Origin of the sequence: Brucella anthropi (assembly GCF_046630315.1) — a bacterium.
GTDB classification, from domain to species: domain Bacteria; phylum Pseudomonadota; class Alphaproteobacteria; order Rhizobiales; family Rhizobiaceae; genus Brucella; species Brucella anthropi_A.
In genome coordinates this window covers 260,439-274,812 of the sequence record NZ_LQBD01000001.1, presented here as the reverse complement: position 1 = coordinate 274,812, position 14,374 = coordinate 260,439, and the positions used below count along the sequence as shown (strand labels likewise).

Genomic DNA, 14,374 nt, shown 5'->3' with positions numbered 1-14,374 from the left:
CCTTTCCATTCCATAATCGGCCTATTCCGTGATCGACTGGTGGCCGCCATTGTCGCCGAAAGCCTGCTCGCGATAGAGACCGAGCGAATGCATCACCGGCATATCGTTGAAGGAGAACAGGCAGGCATCGTCGCTTTCCGAACCGTTGGCATGTTCGTGCCAGGCCCAGGATGGCACGCAGAAGATGTCGCGTTCCTTCCAGTCGAAGCGTCGACCGTTGATGATCGAATGGCCACGGCCCTTCGCACATTGATAGAGCACGCTGCCAGTATGGCGGTGCGCCGTGGTCTTCTCGCCCGGCCGCAGCATCTGCATCGACGCGCCGATGGTCTGCATGACAGGCCCGCCGGTGATCGGATTGACATAGTTCATGAACACGCCGTCAAAGGGCGAGCCGTCCGTCACCTTGGCATAGCGGCTCAGGGCCTCATAGGTCGGCGCCCATTCATATTTGAACAGCGGCGAATAGGCCTGGCTCCACTTGCCTTCCGCCGGGCGCAGGCCGGGATTGCCCCAGGTCGCCGTCATGTCGTCCACAGGGTGGCCGACCGCCTGCTTCAGGTCTTCATGCACCGCGTAGAAATTGGCTTCGAGCGCATTGACCAGCGGAATGTCGAGGCCGTCCTGCCAGATGCAGGGCGTGCCGTCCTCGGCAATGCCGTGCTCGTGCCAGGTGCCATTCGGTGTCAGCACGAAATCGTTGGCGCCGAGCGTCATCTTGTGGCCGTCGACGATTGTATAGGCGCCCGATCCCTCCATGATGAAGCGCAGCGCCGAAGCGGAGTGCGCATGCGCCGAAGCGGCCTCGCCTGGGTGCATCACCTGAAGGCCTGAATAAAGCCAGCCCACCGCGGCGGCGACATCCTGACGGCCGGGATTGTTGAGATAGATCACGCGGCGGCCGGCCTTTTCCGGCGTCACCAGATCGACCGAGCGCAGCACGTGGCCGCGCAGGTCGTCATAGCGCCAGAGAACGGGGACCGAGGAAGATTTCGGCTCCCACGGCTCGATCTTGTTGGCGACGGTCCACAGCGCGCCTGCCTTGTGCCGGTCCAGATCTTCATAATAGGCCAGTAGTTCCGGCGTATCCTCCACATTGGCGCGGCCGGCCACATCCTCGCGATAGTTTTCGCGGGCATTGCTCATGACACTTTCCTCCAGCTTGCTCCCTTTTTCGATAGTATATATTATTTTATAAAATAAAAGGGTGTTTCGATAGCTTTTCGCTGCGTATCACGCATATGGGCAGACACCCCTGCGGGGTTGACGCGCCGGCGCGAGCAATTATATTTTAAACTTAAAATAGATCGCCGGCCAAACCGGCGAGCCAAAGGGAACCACCCGCAGTCCCGCCGCCCGCATCGCGTCTGACCGCGCGAGCCGGGTCACATCGGGGTTTGCGAAAAACAGCAAGGCCGGGTGAACCGTCACCCTGCACCGGGAGTCATCCATGTCCGTCACTGCCCATGCCGATACGTTCGTCATCGACAATTTGCCGCCGGCCGAGGCCCTGCCAATGCTCGTCAATCTGGAGCGGCTCGGCTATCCGGAACGGCTCAATGCCGCGCATGAACTTCTCGATGCCCATGTCGAGGCCGGGCGCGGCGACCGCGTCGCGCTGCGCGCGCCGGGCGTGCAATGGACCTATCGCGAACTGTCGTGGATCGTGAACCGGATCGCCGGCATGCTGGTCACGAAGCTCGGCATGGAGACGGGCAACCGTGTGTTGCTGCGCTCGGCCAACACGCCGACGCAGATCGCGCTTTATCTAGCCGTCATCAAGGCGGGCGGCATCGTCGTCGCCACCATGCCGCTGCTGCGCGCGAAGGAACTGGTCAAGGTCATAGACAAGGCGAAAGTGCGCTTCGCCTTCTGCGACGCCCCGCTGATGGACGAGATGGCGGAGGCCGTGCACCAGACCTCCAGCGTGGAGCGTGTCGTCTCGTGGCAGGGCCATGCGGAGGGCGAGCTGGGCGACCTTATGACCGACATGCCCGAGAGTTTCGCCGCCGTCGACACCCGCGCCGACGATCCCTGCCTGCTGGGCTTCACTTCCGGCACTACCGGCATGCCCAAGGCGACAATCCATTTCCACCGCGATCTTCTCGTCGTGTGCGACTGCTACGCGAAGCACATCCTCGAAGCCAACGAGGACGATGTCTTCATCGGCTCGCCGCCGCTCGCCTTCACCTTCGGACTCGGCGGGCTTGTGCTGTTTCCCTTCCGTATCGGCGCGTCAACGGCGCTCCCCGCCAAAACCGCGCCGGACGATCTCGCCCGCGCCATCGGCGAATATCGTGCCACCATCTGCTTCACCGCACCAACCTCCTACCGCGCCATGCTCGGCCGGATCGGCGAATACGACCTGTCTTCCCTGCGCAAATGCGTCTCGGCCGGCGAGGCTCTGCCCCTGCCGACCTTTGAGGCGTGGAAGGAAGCCACCGGCCTCACTCTGCTTGACGGCATCGGCGCCACCGAAATGCTGCACATCTTCATCGCGGCCAAGGAGGCGGACGTCCGCCCCGGCGCTACCGGCAAGCCGGTCCCAGGCTACGAGGCCTGCGTCCTCGACTGCAACGACGATCCCTGCCCTCCCGGCGTGCCGGGCCGTCTGGCAGTGCGCGGCCCGCTGGGCTGCAAATATCTCGCCGATGAACGTCAGGCCGATTACGTCCAGAGCGGCTGGAATATGACCGGCGACACCTATGTCGTCGATGCGGACGGCTATTTCCGCTATCAGGCCCGCAGCGATGACATGATCATCTCGGCCGGCTACAACATCGCCGGGCCGGAAGTTGAAACCAGCCTTCTGGAACATCCCGCCGTCCGCGAATGCGGCGTGGTCGGCGCGCCCGACAGCGAACGCGGTTTCATCGTCAAGGCCTTCGTGGTCCTGGCCGATGGCATCGCAGGTGACGCAGCGCTGAAGAAGGAACTACAGGACCACGTCAAGCGCAACCTCGCGCCATACAAATATCCGCGCGAAATCGAATGGATCGCCGTCCTGCCGAAAACCGAATCCGGCAAGCTGAAGCGCTCCGCGCTGCGGGAGAGATGCAATTAAGGCAAGCGCCCCCGGAAGCACCTTTTCGCACTGGAAACCCCGTTTTCGGCATAGAAACGCACCAAAACATCATCGACTTTGTGACGAGCGACCGACTATTTGATGGCGGAAATACGGCGAAAGCCCATTTGCGCCGACAAGGACACAATTGCGCGCCGTTTCGGCAATGCCAGGCGGCAAACGAAGGGCAAGACGCAACAGGCGCTTATGCATATTATTGATTTGATCAAATGATCTTTTACTACTAAGAAAAGACGGCAACCGTTTTCGAATCGAAGGCAGGTCACGCGCTTCCTTGTGGGCTATTTTGCAGATGCCCGTGCGGGTGACTGGCGTGGTCATCTGCCGGTCTGCGTAGATGGTGTGGGTTCGTCCGTGCGAGGGGAGGAAAGTTCCGTTCCATCCCGGCCCGCTTGCCTGCTCAGTCAGGCCTTCATACCCGCGTCGCTTGCGCGGCGGAGGCTCGTTTCCGCGACTGGCGTTTGCGCCGATCGCATCCGCAAATAGTAAAGAAAGAGACAGCCATGGTCGCCCTTGCCAGACGTATCACCGAAAGCTCGAAAAAGTCCTTTGGCATGTATGCCAAGGCGGCCGCGCTCGGCGCTGGCGCTGGCGACCTGATCCATATGGAGCTGGGAAGCCCCCATGCTGACACGCCGCTACACATCAAGCAGGCGACCGTTGATGCGATGATGGCGGGCGACGTGCATTATTCGCATTTCCAGGGCCTGCCGAAACTGCGCGAGGCGCTGGCTGCGCGCCTTCGCGACAGGAACGCGATGGACGTCTCCGCCACCGACATCGTCGTCACCAACGGCCTGACCCATGCTTCCTTCGCCGCCTTCATGGCGCTGCTTGATCCGGGCGACGAGGCGATTCTGCTGGAGCCTTACTACCCACAGCATATCGGCAAGATCGAACTGGCCGGCGCGAAACCGGTCTTCGCGCCGCTCGACGCCAGCGACCGCTTTTCCATCAAGGCGGAACTGATCGAGCCCAAGATCACCGCGAAGACCAGAATGATCGTGCTGATCAACCCATGCAACCCGACCGGCCGCGTCTACAGCCGCGACGAACTGGAAGTGCTGGCCGACATCGCCCGCCGCCACGATCTGGTAGTGGTGTCCGACGAAGTCTATGAGGATATTCTGTTCGATGGCGCGCGGCATGTATCCATCGCCGCGCTGCCCGGCATGAAGGAGCGGACGATTTCCATGTTCGCCTTCACCAAGAGCTTCGCCATGGACGGCTGGCGGCTCGGCTACCTGACCGCTCCGGCGCATCTGATCGAGGGCATCCTCAAGATCACCACCAACGACGTGACCCATGTGAACACCTTTATCCAGTCGGGCGCACTGGCCGCCGTAACCGGCCCCAGCGACGCGCTCGCGGAACTGGTGGCCGACGACAAGGCCAAGCGCGACATCGTGGTAACGCGGCTCAACCAGATGTCGGGCGTGACCTGCGACTGGCCGGAAGGTACGATCTACGCCTTTCCGAACATTAAAGCGCTCGGCCACAAGTCGCAGGACATGGCCGAACGCATTATGAAGCAAGCGGGCGTGGTACTGGAGGCTGGCAGCTTCTATGGCCCGGCCGGCGAAGGGTATCTGCGTGTCTGCTTCGGCTCGCAGTCGCTTGACAGCGTCAACGAAGCGATGGACCGGCTACAGCGCTTCTTCGGCTCGCTCTGAGACCAGCCGGGCGGTTCCCAGATGGAAGGTCGTGCCGGCATCAAGCTCATCAGCAACGCGATCCTGCAATGGACAGATCGGACCAAGGTGGCATGGCACTACATTGCGCCGGGCAAGCCGATCCAGAACGCCTTCATCGAAAGCTTCAATGGGCGGCTACGAGACGAGTTCTTGAATGAAACGCTCTTCTCATCACTGACCCCATGCCCGATCAGCGCTTTTAAACTGGCACAGCGATTACAACGATCATCGGCCGCACTCTGAACAACGGCTGGATGACACCTGCCGAGTTCGCTCAGACAATCAACCCGCGACGTGATGCGGTGTGAGTAGCCGGAATGGCTTTGCATCGCAACCCGCCGCTACCGCCCGGAATACAGCAACCCAGAACCGCTGGAGCGAACTCAAAACTGGATAAAAACTTACGGGCAACGTCAGCATTGATGCTGGCTGGAAGAAGGCCAGCATCCAATGACCACACCGATAGCAAAGAATATTCGCGCGCGCGATGTTGCCGCCATGCTGAGCGGCGAACCCACACGGGTAGCGCGGCTGGACGTGCGAATTTGCATTTGCAGCGACTTACAAGTCGCAGCGGTTGTAAAATCCTGCGCTAAAACCGTGACTTGCCTCAAACGGAAACATTACAAAAAATTCAGATATCACTCTTGAACTCGGCCAATGCATACACATTTGAAGAAGTGCAGCGCCGGGCCCCTCTGGTCATGGCTACCGCTATGGCGATGTCGGGGCTGCTCCACTTGTTCAAATGGAGATGGTCCGGCGATGGATTCGCTTATTTTAGCCCTTTCGGGCGATTTTCTCGGCACACCTGTATATTTCTGGGCGGCATTTATCATTGTCGTCGTCGGCTTGCTGGTTTTCGACCTTGGCATCCTGCATCGTGACGAGCACGAGATTGAAGCAAAGGAAAGTCTTCTCCTCTACGGCTTCTATGTCTTGATCGCGTTGGCTTTTGGTGGCTGGGTGTGGTGGCAGCGCGGCGCTGAGGCCGGGCTTGAGTTTTACACCGGCTATCTGATTGAGCAAAGCCTTGCGATGGACAACATGTTTGTTATCGCAACGATTTTCGGCTTCCTTCGCATTCCCCGGCTTTACCAGCATCGCGTATTGTTCTGGGGTATCTTGGGCGTCATAGCTTTTCGCGCAATCCTGATCGGACTCGGCGCCGCGCTCGTGCACGAGTTTAACTGGATATTGTTTCTCTTCGGCGCGTTCCTTGTCTTTACCGGCTTCAAGATGTTCGGCCACCAGGATGAAGCGCCTGACATCGAACACAATGTCATATTCAAGTTTCTGCGTCGGCGGTTCAATATTACCCGCGAATTGCATGGCCGCAATTTCACGGTCAGGCAACCGCACCCAAAGACCGGCAAGATGGTCGTCTGGCTGACCCCGCTGGCTGTCGCTCTTATCATGGTGGAAACTGTGGACCTGATCTTCGCAGTCGATTCTGTTCCTGCGGTTTTCGCCGTCACGCAGGATACCTTCATCGTCTATACATCGAATATCTTTGCAGTTCTGGGTTTGCGCGCGCTTTATTTTGCGCTTGCTGCCGCAATGAACCGGTTTCGTTATCTGCAGATTTCGCTTGCGATCATTCTGGTGTTGATTGGCATCAAGATTTTCCTGGTGCCGCTGGGTGTTCACATCAACACGCTGCTATCTCTTGTCGTAACTCTCGCCATTCTCGCAAGCGGCGTATTTTATTCACTCTATAAAACCCGCAACGAACCGGATATGAGTGTTGAAGACCTGGCCAGGCAGAAATCGATCGAAAACTGATAACAAGGTTTGAGATACGGAAAGGCCGCCCGATGGGGCGGCCTTTCACAAGCACTTTCAACGATCACTGCCTTGGCTTGAGGCGAAGAACATAAATGCTCGCACAGACACCGGTGTGATCTTCACGATTTCCGATAGAGCGAGCCCGTATGCCGGGCTATCCTACTACTGCGCACCTGGACGAAATCCTTACCCTACAACGCCACGAAATGACGGGGTGATACCTCGCGATATTCACGGGAGGGCGCAACGAAATCCGCCGCACGTATGGGACTCCTGAGTTCGCTCGTTTCACTCGAAAGCCGGACCCGTCGCCGATCAGGATCGGGCACCGGAACAGCGGCCATCAGTTTGCGGGTATAATCGTGCTGTGGGTTCTCAAACACTGCTGACCTCGGCCCGATTTCTACAATCTCGCCCAGATACATGACTGCAACGCGATGGCTGACACGCTCGACAACGGCCATATCATGTGAAATGAACAGGAACGCCAGATCAAGGCTCTGTTGAAGATCGAGCATGAGATTGATGACCTGTGCCTTGATCGAAACATCGAGCGCAGAGACGCTTTCATCCGCAATGATAACTTTCGGCTTCAGAGCAAGAGCGCGCGCGATACAGATACGCTGCCTTTGCCCTCCTGAGAATTCATGCGGATAGCGCTTCGCCATATCCGGCGTCAGCCCAACCTTCCCGAGCATATCAGCAACGACATCTTTCGCCTCCCGCGCGCTGCCCAACCGATGTTCGATATAGGGTTCCGCGATAGCAGCCCCCACTGTCATGCGCGGATTCAACGATGCATAAGGGTCCTGAAAGATCATCTGAATCGATCGCCGCATCCCGCGCATAGCCTGTTTGTCCAAGGCCAGAATGTTTCTACCTTCGACAAGAACTTCACCGGAATCCGGTTCGGTAAGTCGCATGATGGCACGCCCGGTCGTCGACTTGCCGCAACCACTTTCACCGACCAGTGAAAGAGTTTCCCCCTTTTGAAGATCAAAGGATACATTTTCAACCGCGTGGACACGCCCCCTCAAGCGAGCCATGAAGCCTGAATAAATCTCGAAGCGCTTGGTGAGGCTTTTGACTTCCAGAACAGGCCCGCCAGCCTTGTCGACTGTATCCGCCGCTTCGACCGGCTTCTCAGAGAGCCCCGTCGCAGTGTCTACGATCGGAAACCGCAAAGGACGTTGATAGCCTTGCATGGAGCCAAGCACGGGAACAGCCGATAGAAGTGCACGTGTATAAGGGTGTTTGCTCTGCCGAAAGATATCGGCAGTCCGTCCGGTTTCGACTTGCTTGCCGTGAAACATGACGACTGTTCGGTCCGATATTTCGGCCACCACGCCCATATCATGCGTGATGAACAAAACCGACGTGCCCTCATCTTCCTGCAATGTCTTGATAAGGTCGAGAATCTCGCCCTGAATGGTCACATCCAGAGCGGTCGTCGGCTCATCGGCAATCAGCAGTTTCGGCCGGGATGCCAAAGCCATTGCAATCATGACACGCTGACGCATACCGCCCGAAAAGCGATGAGGATATTCATCGAAGCGAGACCCTGCGGATGGAATGCGCACTTTTTCCAGCAGACGGATCGTTTCAGCGCGTGCATCTGCTTTCGACATTTGCGAATGACACAGCAACGCTTCCGATATCTGATCTCCGATTGTGAAGAGCGGATTGAGGCTGGTCATCGGCTCCTGAAATATCATGGCGATTTCGTTGCCGCGTATCCTACGCATCTCCTCTTCGGGAAGTGTCAGAAGCTCGCGGCCACCCAACCTGATACTACCCGTGATACGGCTTGTATCCTTCTGTAACAGCCGCATGATAGATAGCGACGTGACGCTTTTCCCTGAACCGGATTCTCCCACGATTGCCACGGTTTCTCCGGATCCAACATCGAAAGAAATACCATCGACAACCGGTTTCCACGCACCATCAACCAGAAAGGACGTCGTCAGTCCCTGAACGGATAAGACAGGAGCACCGTCTCCCATTGTCGTGATGTTTTCTGATGCCATGATGTTCCTCCGCTTTATCCGGGCACCGTCAGTCAATCCGGCCAGCGCAGCAAGCCATCGAAGCGATGTCTGCTCCGATCCTCAAAGGGTGTGGCGATGATCTCGTTGGACGTCCGGGCTTTGTCGAGTTCCTCACCCAGACGTCGAGCAACAACGATTTCCTGACCGGGGTGAAGATTGCAGGGATCAAGATAGAAATAGTTGTGCTCCACCTCATGGTCCCGGGTAATGATTGGCGGGTTTCCCTTCGCAAGAGCCGTTACGAGGTCCCATGCGGTGATGTGGGCATCCGCCGGCGATACGATCACCCGCAGGCGGTCGAGCGGATTGTTTGTCGGATCTGGCTCGATCAGAGCAGTGATGCCTGGGCGGTCGTCCAGCGTCTTCTTCCACAGTTGAAGATAGCTGGTTTCTTTTTCGCGGATTCCGGCATGGTCACGCTTTTCCCAAGCTTCCAGCGCTGCCATAACGCCGTAAATGCTCTCCTTGCCAACTTTCATGCCGCGACCAATGCCGAGATTTTGCAGGAAAGCATTGCGGACAAATTCCTTCCTACCCGCAACTATACCGGATGTCGGGCCACCCAGAAACTTGTGCCCCGAATAGATGACAATGTCGGCACCCTTTTCCAGAAAAAGCTTCAAATCGTATTCAGATGCAGCATCCACAATCACCGGGACGCCCTTCGCATGCGCAATCTCGACAAATTCGCTGAGATGCAAAAGACCATAATCCACCACGTGATGCGACACGACATAGACAGCCGCAGCCGTCCTTTCGGTAATCGCATTTTCCATGTGATAACGGTGGGTCGATGTCGCCTGTCCGATCAGGACCACCTTCCCTCCCGCAAGGCGAATTGCCTGATCGACTGGAGCACCATAGCTGACCACATGCCCGGTCTGCACAAGAATTTCATTCTTTTCCGGTGTCACATCCGGCAGTCTCTCAATTGCGAGCAGGTTATTGCCCGTCATGGCACCGGCCACGGCAAGCGTGATGCCTGACGAGCACGACGCCGTGACAAAACCAGCCTCACCGCCCGTCAATCGTGCAATCACTTCACTCGCCTTGCGCTGCAGATCATTGATCTCGACAAATTGCGGCAGGATCGCCGCCATCGCCTCGATTGCCTCCGGCACGACGATGGACGCGCCAAGCGATGTCATCGTCCCGGAAACATTAATGACCGGTCGAAGCCCGATCCTGGTGCGGATATCATCGGTCATGTCATTTCTCCCACTTCTTTCGCCGGTTCGGCCATCGACAGATATGCCATAATAATGTAACAACTTCTCGAATTTCATATGGAGCACTTGCGTGAGCGCATCATCATCCGCTGTCCCCGCCGAAACCTCCCCCGTGGACGACATCGAAACCAAATCGACACGCCGTTCGCGCGTGAGCGGTATCGATCGCGCATTGCAGGTGATTGACTATCTTTATGAAACCGGTGCTCCGGCTGGCCCTTATGCAATTGCCAAAGCAATCAAGGCGCCCTTGTCGACCGTCTATGTGACCATTGACGATCTGGTTGAAAAGAACATGCTCGCCCGCAACGCGGATGGCGCTATCTGGCTTGGTGCCCGGCTCTATCACTACGGTCTTGCTTATGCGCGCTCGCTTGATTTCATGAGCGTTGCCACACACGAAATGCATAATCTGTGCCGTGAAGCGAACGAAGCTGTTCAGCTGTGCGGTCGGGATGGTGACCACATGCTCGTTCTGGCCATGGCCGACGGACCGAGCCCGTTTCAGGTTGCCTCGCGTGTCGGCACAAGAGTACCTTTGAACTGGACCGCGTCCGGCCGCCTTCTTGTTGGCCATTTGCCCGCGAACGAGCGGGTCGAGCTGTTTAAACGCTGCGCCCGGACGTCTCCGACTGGCCGGGCCGAAATAGACGCCACAAGCCTTTCGGAGGCTGCTGCGAAGGCATTTGACGAGCGGCTCTCGATCCAGATTGCAGAATCCGATTATGCGGTTGCCTGTATTGCTTCCCCCATCTGCGACCGCGATGGACAATGCGTTGCGACGATCTCCATCGTGCTCCCGGAACAGAAAGTGCTTTCCGACGAAGGCCGCTACACCAGTCAGGTGCGCGCTTCGGCAGCGAAGATCGAAAAGCTGATGGGTTGGCGCAATCATTGACGCTGTCCTAGTCGTTCAGGGCGACGATCGCTTCGATTTCAACCGTGATATTGCCCGGCAAGGAACCGAAGCCCACGGCTGAACGCGCGTGCTGTCCGGCAGCACCGAACACTTCGATAAAAAGATCGGAACAGCCGTTGATGACATTGGGATGCAGTTCGAACTCCGGCACGGCATTGACCATGCCCAAGAGCTTTACCACACGCTTCACGCGGGAAAGGTCGCCAAGCGCCTCATGCATGACGGCCAGCAGATTGATGCCAGTCAGACGAGCATCCTGATAGGCCTGATCCACGCCGACATCGCCACCGACTTTACCCGCACGCAAATGTCCACTCTCTTCCCGCGGCCCCTGCCCGGAAAGATAAAGAATATTGCCTTCCCGAACATGCGTGACAAAATTTGCGATCGGCGGAGGCGGCGGCGGCAAAGTTATGCCGAGCGAGGCTAGTCGGGTATAGGGGGACTGCTGTAGTTCGGTCGTTTGGGGAGAATGAGACACGAATTTTCCTCATCATTTCGTCACGGGACATTCCCGCAAATTCAATGCTGCGCCGACAGTGTCAGCGCCACGAATAGCCATGGCTATGACGAACAAGTTTGCGCGCACGCGGTACATAGCGGCTGGCCGCAATGGCCTCGGCACCGATGACTGCGTAGCGGGGTTCAAAAAGCCTGTTCAGGCGAGACACATCGCCATTGGAATCCGTCGCTTCCAGGTCGGCGTCGACCAGATCAAAGATCGTGAAATCTGCGCGCTGGCCTATCGAAAGCCGGTTTTCCATCGAGAGCTTGATCACCGACGCCGGATTGTGCGTGACAGCTTCGATGACATTTTCGAACGGCATGTTGACCGACAGCAGCTTGGACATGGTTGTCGCCAGATCCCAGACAGGGAAGTTCATCGAATGGCCATGCAGGTCCGTCGAGATTGAGAACGGAAGCAGGCCACGTTCAATTGCCGCTTCAGCAACCTTGAACGAGAAGGAGGCCCCGCCATGGCCGATATCAAGCCGGATACCTTCGCCGGCGCAGCGTTCCGCGAGGTTGAACAGGTCTTCGTCTTCCATGATGCTGGAGCCGGACTTGCCGTTGAAGCAATGCGTGACCACATCGCCAGGGCCGAGAATTTCAAGAACCTCGTCATAGAGCGCGGGCGGCTCGCCTACATGCACCATCATAGGCACTTTGAGTATCTTGGCGATCTTCTTGCCAAGCTTGACCGGCGTAACGCCCCATGACCCGGTTATGACATGGCTGGCCCGGACCTTGATCCCGACAATATGCTCACTGTTGGCTGCGTAACATTCAAGAATGCGGTCGAGATCGATATCCTTGATATCGCGTAGTTCCGGGACCCGATTACAGGCGACAAGGCCAATGGAGCCAAGATTGAGGAACGCCTTGATCCGCTCCTTTGCCGGTTCGATGATAAACTCCCGGAAGCCGTGGAAATTGGCCTCACCCGCCGAACCGGCATCAACAAGCGTCGTCACACCTCGTTCAGCGCCGCACTCGGAAGGGCGTATCGAAATGTCCGTACCGCCATGCCAGATATGGACATGCAGATCAACCCAACCAGGCGAGATCCATGCTCCTTGGCCGTCGATGCGCTCAGCATCAACCGGCGCATTCAACGACTTGCCGATGGCGCTGATTTTGCCGTCTTTCCCCACCAGGATATCGGTCGTCGTATCGGAATGCTCTGCACCGAAAGCCACCGGCTTGACATTGGTGACGAGAAGCGGCTTCGCCTGTTCACCGGAAATCATATTACAAATCCCTTCGCAGTCTTGGATCGAGCATGTCACGTAGTCTGTCCCCCACCATCTGGAGAGAGAGGACGGAAAGAATGATGGCGAAGCCTGGGAAATAGGTCATCCAGTCGGCCTGACCGATATATTGACGCCCAGCGGCGATCATCGTTCCCCAGGTTGGAATTTCCGGGCTTACGCCGAGACCGAGAAAGGAAAGCCCTGCTTCGGCTAGCATTGCGCTCGCAAACAGGAAGGTACATTGCACGATGATGGGCGAGACCAGATTCCTCAGCACGTGCCGCGTCATGATGTGGAATGTTGAAATTCCAAGCGATTGAGCCGCCTCGACATAAGGCAATTCGCGGATCACCAGCGTTGAGGCGCGCACGATGCGCGCCAGCCTCGGTGAATAAACAACAGACAACGCAACAATAACCGTCGCCAGCGATGGGCCGAGTGCGGCAACCAGCGCAATGGCCAGCAGAATGTCTGGGAATGCCATCATCGCGTCGATAAGGCGAGCGATGGGCGTGTCCAGACGCTGAAAGAAGCCTGCAAGCAATCCGAGAGTCACCCCTATCATCGCAGACAGGACGACGACCGCCGCTCCCACCATGAGCGACAGCCTCCCGGCATAGATCGTGCGCGAAAACACATCACGTCCGAATTCATCTGTACCAAACCAGAACATCTCGCTCGGCGGCTTGAGGCGGTTGACGATGGATAGCTTCGAAGGTGAGTAAGGTGCGATCCAAGGCGCCAGTAACGCAAGAATAGCAAAGGCCGCAAGCACAATAATACCAGCCGCCACTGTCTTGCGTTTAAACAGCCGACAGATGAACAATGCACTCTCCGAAGTGGTTTTTTGTGTGGTCGTAACAAGATCGGCCATCAGTAACGAACCCTGGGATCTACGAACAGATAAAGCATGTCGATGATGAAATTGATCAGGACATAGAGCCCTGCTATGACTAATAGGGCACCCTGAATAACCGGATAATCTCGCCGCAAGACAGCAGATACGACAAGATTCCCAACCCCTGGCAATCCGAACACCGTTTCCGTCACCACTGCTCCGGAAATCAGAACAGCTGCGGTCAGGCCGATGACCGTCAGGATCGGGATGAGAGCATTTTTCAAGGCGTGTTTCATAATCACACGGCGCTCGATCAATCCTTTTGCCCGTGCCGTGCGGATGTAATCATCGCCCAGAACATCAAGCATCGAAGCTCGGGTAAAACGCAGGATCAGAGCGGATGAAACCAGCCCCAGCGCAAAGGCCGGCAGGATCAGATGATACATCCGATCGATAAAGCTCGAACCCGGACCGCCATAGCCGGACACCGGAAACAGATTCAGCCGAACCGCGAAAAACTGTATCAGGATGAGACCCAGCCAGAAGCTCGGAATACTTGCCGCAAGCATAGCGACCATTGTTGCCGCCTGATCGACAAAGGAACCGCGCCGGTAGGCCGCATAAATGCCGACCGGCAGCGCGATAACGCAGGCGATAAGAAGAGAAAGAACCGTCAGAAAGAATGTCGGTTCGGCCCGGTCGAACAACGCTGTGCCAACCGGCATGTTGAGAAAGATCGACTGTCCGAGATCGCCTTTCAGCAGCTGGCCAATGTAGTAAAAGTATTGAATGACCAGCGACTGATCGAGACCGAGCCGGGCGCGCAGATCGGCTATATCCTGTGCAGATGCGTCCGGCCCAAGCATGACGGCGGCAGGATCACCGGGCGTGACCCGGACGATAACGAACACGATCGTCACAACCAGAAACATGACGACAGCCATGCCGACAAACCGCTGAAGGATATAGCGCAACATGCGATCGGATTCTCCAGATTGAACCATTCAGCGAATGCCGTC

12 protein-coding genes and 1 pseudogene are annotated in these 14,374 nt (G+C 57.2%); 5 read left to right on the top strand and 8 right to left on the bottom strand.

Features of this window, described 5'->3' with window-relative positions; translation table 11 throughout:
• Positions 1-21: 21 nt before the first annotated feature.
• Positions 22-1,146 (bottom strand): cupin domain-containing protein, encoded by a 1,125-nt coding sequence (locus AVM02_RS01195; RefSeq protein ID WP_411505190.1) that lies wholly within the window; start codon positions 1,144-1,146, stop codon positions 22-24.
• Between the two features lie 304 nt (positions 1,147-1,450).
• Between AVM02_RS01195 and AVM02_RS01190 the strand changes: the two genes are divergently transcribed.
• Complete coding sequence (locus AVM02_RS01190) at positions 1,451-3,064, top strand: AMP-binding protein (protein ID WP_411505189.1); 1,614 nt, start codon at positions 1,451-1,453, stop codon at positions 3,062-3,064.
• 69 nt (positions 3,065-3,133) lie between these two features.
• On the opposite strand, the gene AVM02_RS01185 is transcribed toward AVM02_RS01190, so the two are convergent.
• Positions 3,134-3,406 (bottom strand): hypothetical protein, encoded by a 273-nt coding sequence (locus AVM02_RS01185; RefSeq protein ID WP_411505188.1) that lies wholly within the window; start codon positions 3,404-3,406, stop codon positions 3,134-3,136.
• 182 nt (positions 3,407-3,588) lie between these two features.
• On the opposite strand from AVM02_RS01185, the gene AVM02_RS01180 reads away from it, so the two are divergent.
• The 3 genes and pseudogenes from AVM02_RS01180 to AVM02_RS01170 all read left to right on the top strand — a co-directional run bounded on the left by AVM02_RS01180 (position 3,589) and on the right by AVM02_RS01170 (position 6,564).
• On the top strand, positions 3,589-4,758 hold the full coding sequence (locus tag AVM02_RS01180) for a pyridoxal phosphate-dependent aminotransferase (RefSeq protein ID WP_411505187.1): 1,170 nt from the start codon (positions 3,589-3,591) through the stop codon (positions 4,756-4,758).
• Between the two features lie 36 nt (positions 4,759-4,794).
• Positions 4,795-5,176: pseudogene (locus AVM02_RS01175) on the top strand (integrase core domain-containing protein); the annotation flags it as partial.
• Between the two features lie 368 nt (positions 5,177-5,544).
• Positions 5,545-6,564, top strand: coding sequence for a TerC family protein (locus AVM02_RS01170; RefSeq protein WP_411505297.1), 1,020 nt, complete (start codon positions 5,545-5,547; stop codon positions 6,562-6,564).
• Positions 6,565-6,758: 194 nt separating this feature from the next.
• Here AVM02_RS01170 and AVM02_RS01165 read toward each other — a convergent pair whose 3' ends face one another.
• Together AVM02_RS01165 and AVM02_RS01160 are read right to left on the bottom strand one after the other, a co-directional pair.
• Positions 6,759-8,594, bottom strand: coding sequence for a dipeptide ABC transporter ATP-binding protein (locus tag AVM02_RS01165; protein ID WP_411505186.1), 1,836 nt, complete (start codon positions 8,592-8,594; stop codon positions 6,759-6,761).
• Between the two features lie 32 nt (positions 8,595-8,626).
• Complete coding sequence (locus tag AVM02_RS01160) at positions 8,627-9,823, bottom strand: aminotransferase class V-fold PLP-dependent enzyme (protein WP_411505185.1); 1,197 nt, start codon at positions 9,821-9,823, stop codon at positions 8,627-8,629.
• Positions 9,824-9,956: 133 nt separating this feature from the next.
• Between AVM02_RS01160 and AVM02_RS01155 the strand changes: the two genes are divergently transcribed.
• Positions 9,957-10,742: an IclR family transcriptional regulator gene (locus AVM02_RS01155; protein WP_411505296.1), complete on the top strand. Its 786-nt coding sequence runs from the start codon at positions 9,957-9,959 to the stop codon at positions 10,740-10,742.
• Between the two features lie 7 nt (positions 10,743-10,749).
• Here the strand turns inward: AVM02_RS01155 and AVM02_RS01150 are convergent, their stop codons facing one another.
• The 4 genes from AVM02_RS01150 to AVM02_RS01135 form a co-directional block, all read right to left on the bottom strand.
• On the bottom strand, positions 10,750-11,244 hold the full coding sequence (locus AVM02_RS01150) for a RidA family protein (RefSeq protein WP_411505184.1): 495 nt from the start codon (positions 11,242-11,244) through the stop codon (positions 10,750-10,752).
• 61 nt (positions 11,245-11,305) lie between these two features.
• Positions 11,306-12,514, bottom strand: a complete 1,209-nt coding sequence (locus tag AVM02_RS01145; RefSeq protein ID WP_411505183.1) for an amidohydrolase/deacetylase family metallohydrolase — start codon at positions 12,512-12,514, stop codon at positions 11,306-11,308.
• A gap of 1 nt (position 12,515) precedes the next feature.
• Entirely contained in the window at positions 12,516-13,391 is an 876-nt protein-coding gene (locus AVM02_RS01140; protein WP_411505182.1) for an ABC transporter permease, read from the bottom strand.
• A complete protein-coding gene (locus tag AVM02_RS01135) occupies positions 13,391-14,332 on the bottom strand; it encodes an ABC transporter permease (protein ID WP_411505181.1) in 942 nt (313 codons plus the stop codon). The genes AVM02_RS01140 and AVM02_RS01135 overlap by 1 nt, the downstream gene beginning before the upstream one ends.
• Positions 14,333-14,374: the final 42 nt, after the last annotated feature.

What these genes read in the sequence shown, in the direction of transcription:
- AVM02_RS01195 (WP_411505190.1), bottom strand. Translation starts at nt 1,146, where the DNA reads ATGAGCAATGCCCGCGAAAACTATCGCGAGGATGTGGCCGGCCGCGCC.
- AVM02_RS01190 (WP_411505189.1), top strand. Translation starts at nt 1,451, where the DNA reads ATGTCCGTCACTGCCCATGCCGATACGTTCGTCATCGACAATTTGCCG.
- AVM02_RS01185 (WP_411505188.1), bottom strand. Translation starts at nt 3,406, where the DNA reads ATGACCACGCCAGTCACCCGCACGGGCATCTGCAAAATAGCCCACAAG.
- AVM02_RS01180 (WP_411505187.1), top strand. Translation starts at nt 3,589, where the DNA reads ATGGTCGCCCTTGCCAGACGTATCACCGAAAGCTCGAAAAAGTCCTTT.
- AVM02_RS01170 (WP_411505297.1), top strand. Translation starts at nt 5,545, where the DNA reads ATGGATTCGCTTATTTTAGCCCTTTCGGGCGATTTTCTCGGCACACCT.
- AVM02_RS01165 (WP_411505186.1), bottom strand. Translation starts at nt 8,594, where the DNA reads ATGGCATCAGAAAACATCACGACAATGGGAGACGGTGCTCCTGTCTTA.
- AVM02_RS01160 (WP_411505185.1), bottom strand. Translation starts at nt 9,823, where the DNA reads ATGACCGATGATATCCGCACCAGGATCGGGCTTCGACCGGTCATTAAT.
- AVM02_RS01145 (WP_411505183.1), bottom strand. Translation starts at nt 12,514, where the DNA reads ATGATTTCCGGTGAACAGGCGAAGCCGCTTCTCGTCACCAATGTCAAG.
- AVM02_RS01140 (WP_411505182.1), bottom strand. Translation starts at nt 13,391, where the DNA reads ATGGCCGATCTTGTTACGACCACACAAAAAACCACTTCGGAGAGTGCA.
- AVM02_RS01135 (WP_411505181.1), bottom strand. Translation starts at nt 14,332, where the DNA reads ATGTTGCGCTATATCCTTCAGCGGTTTGTCGGCATGGCTGTCGTCATG.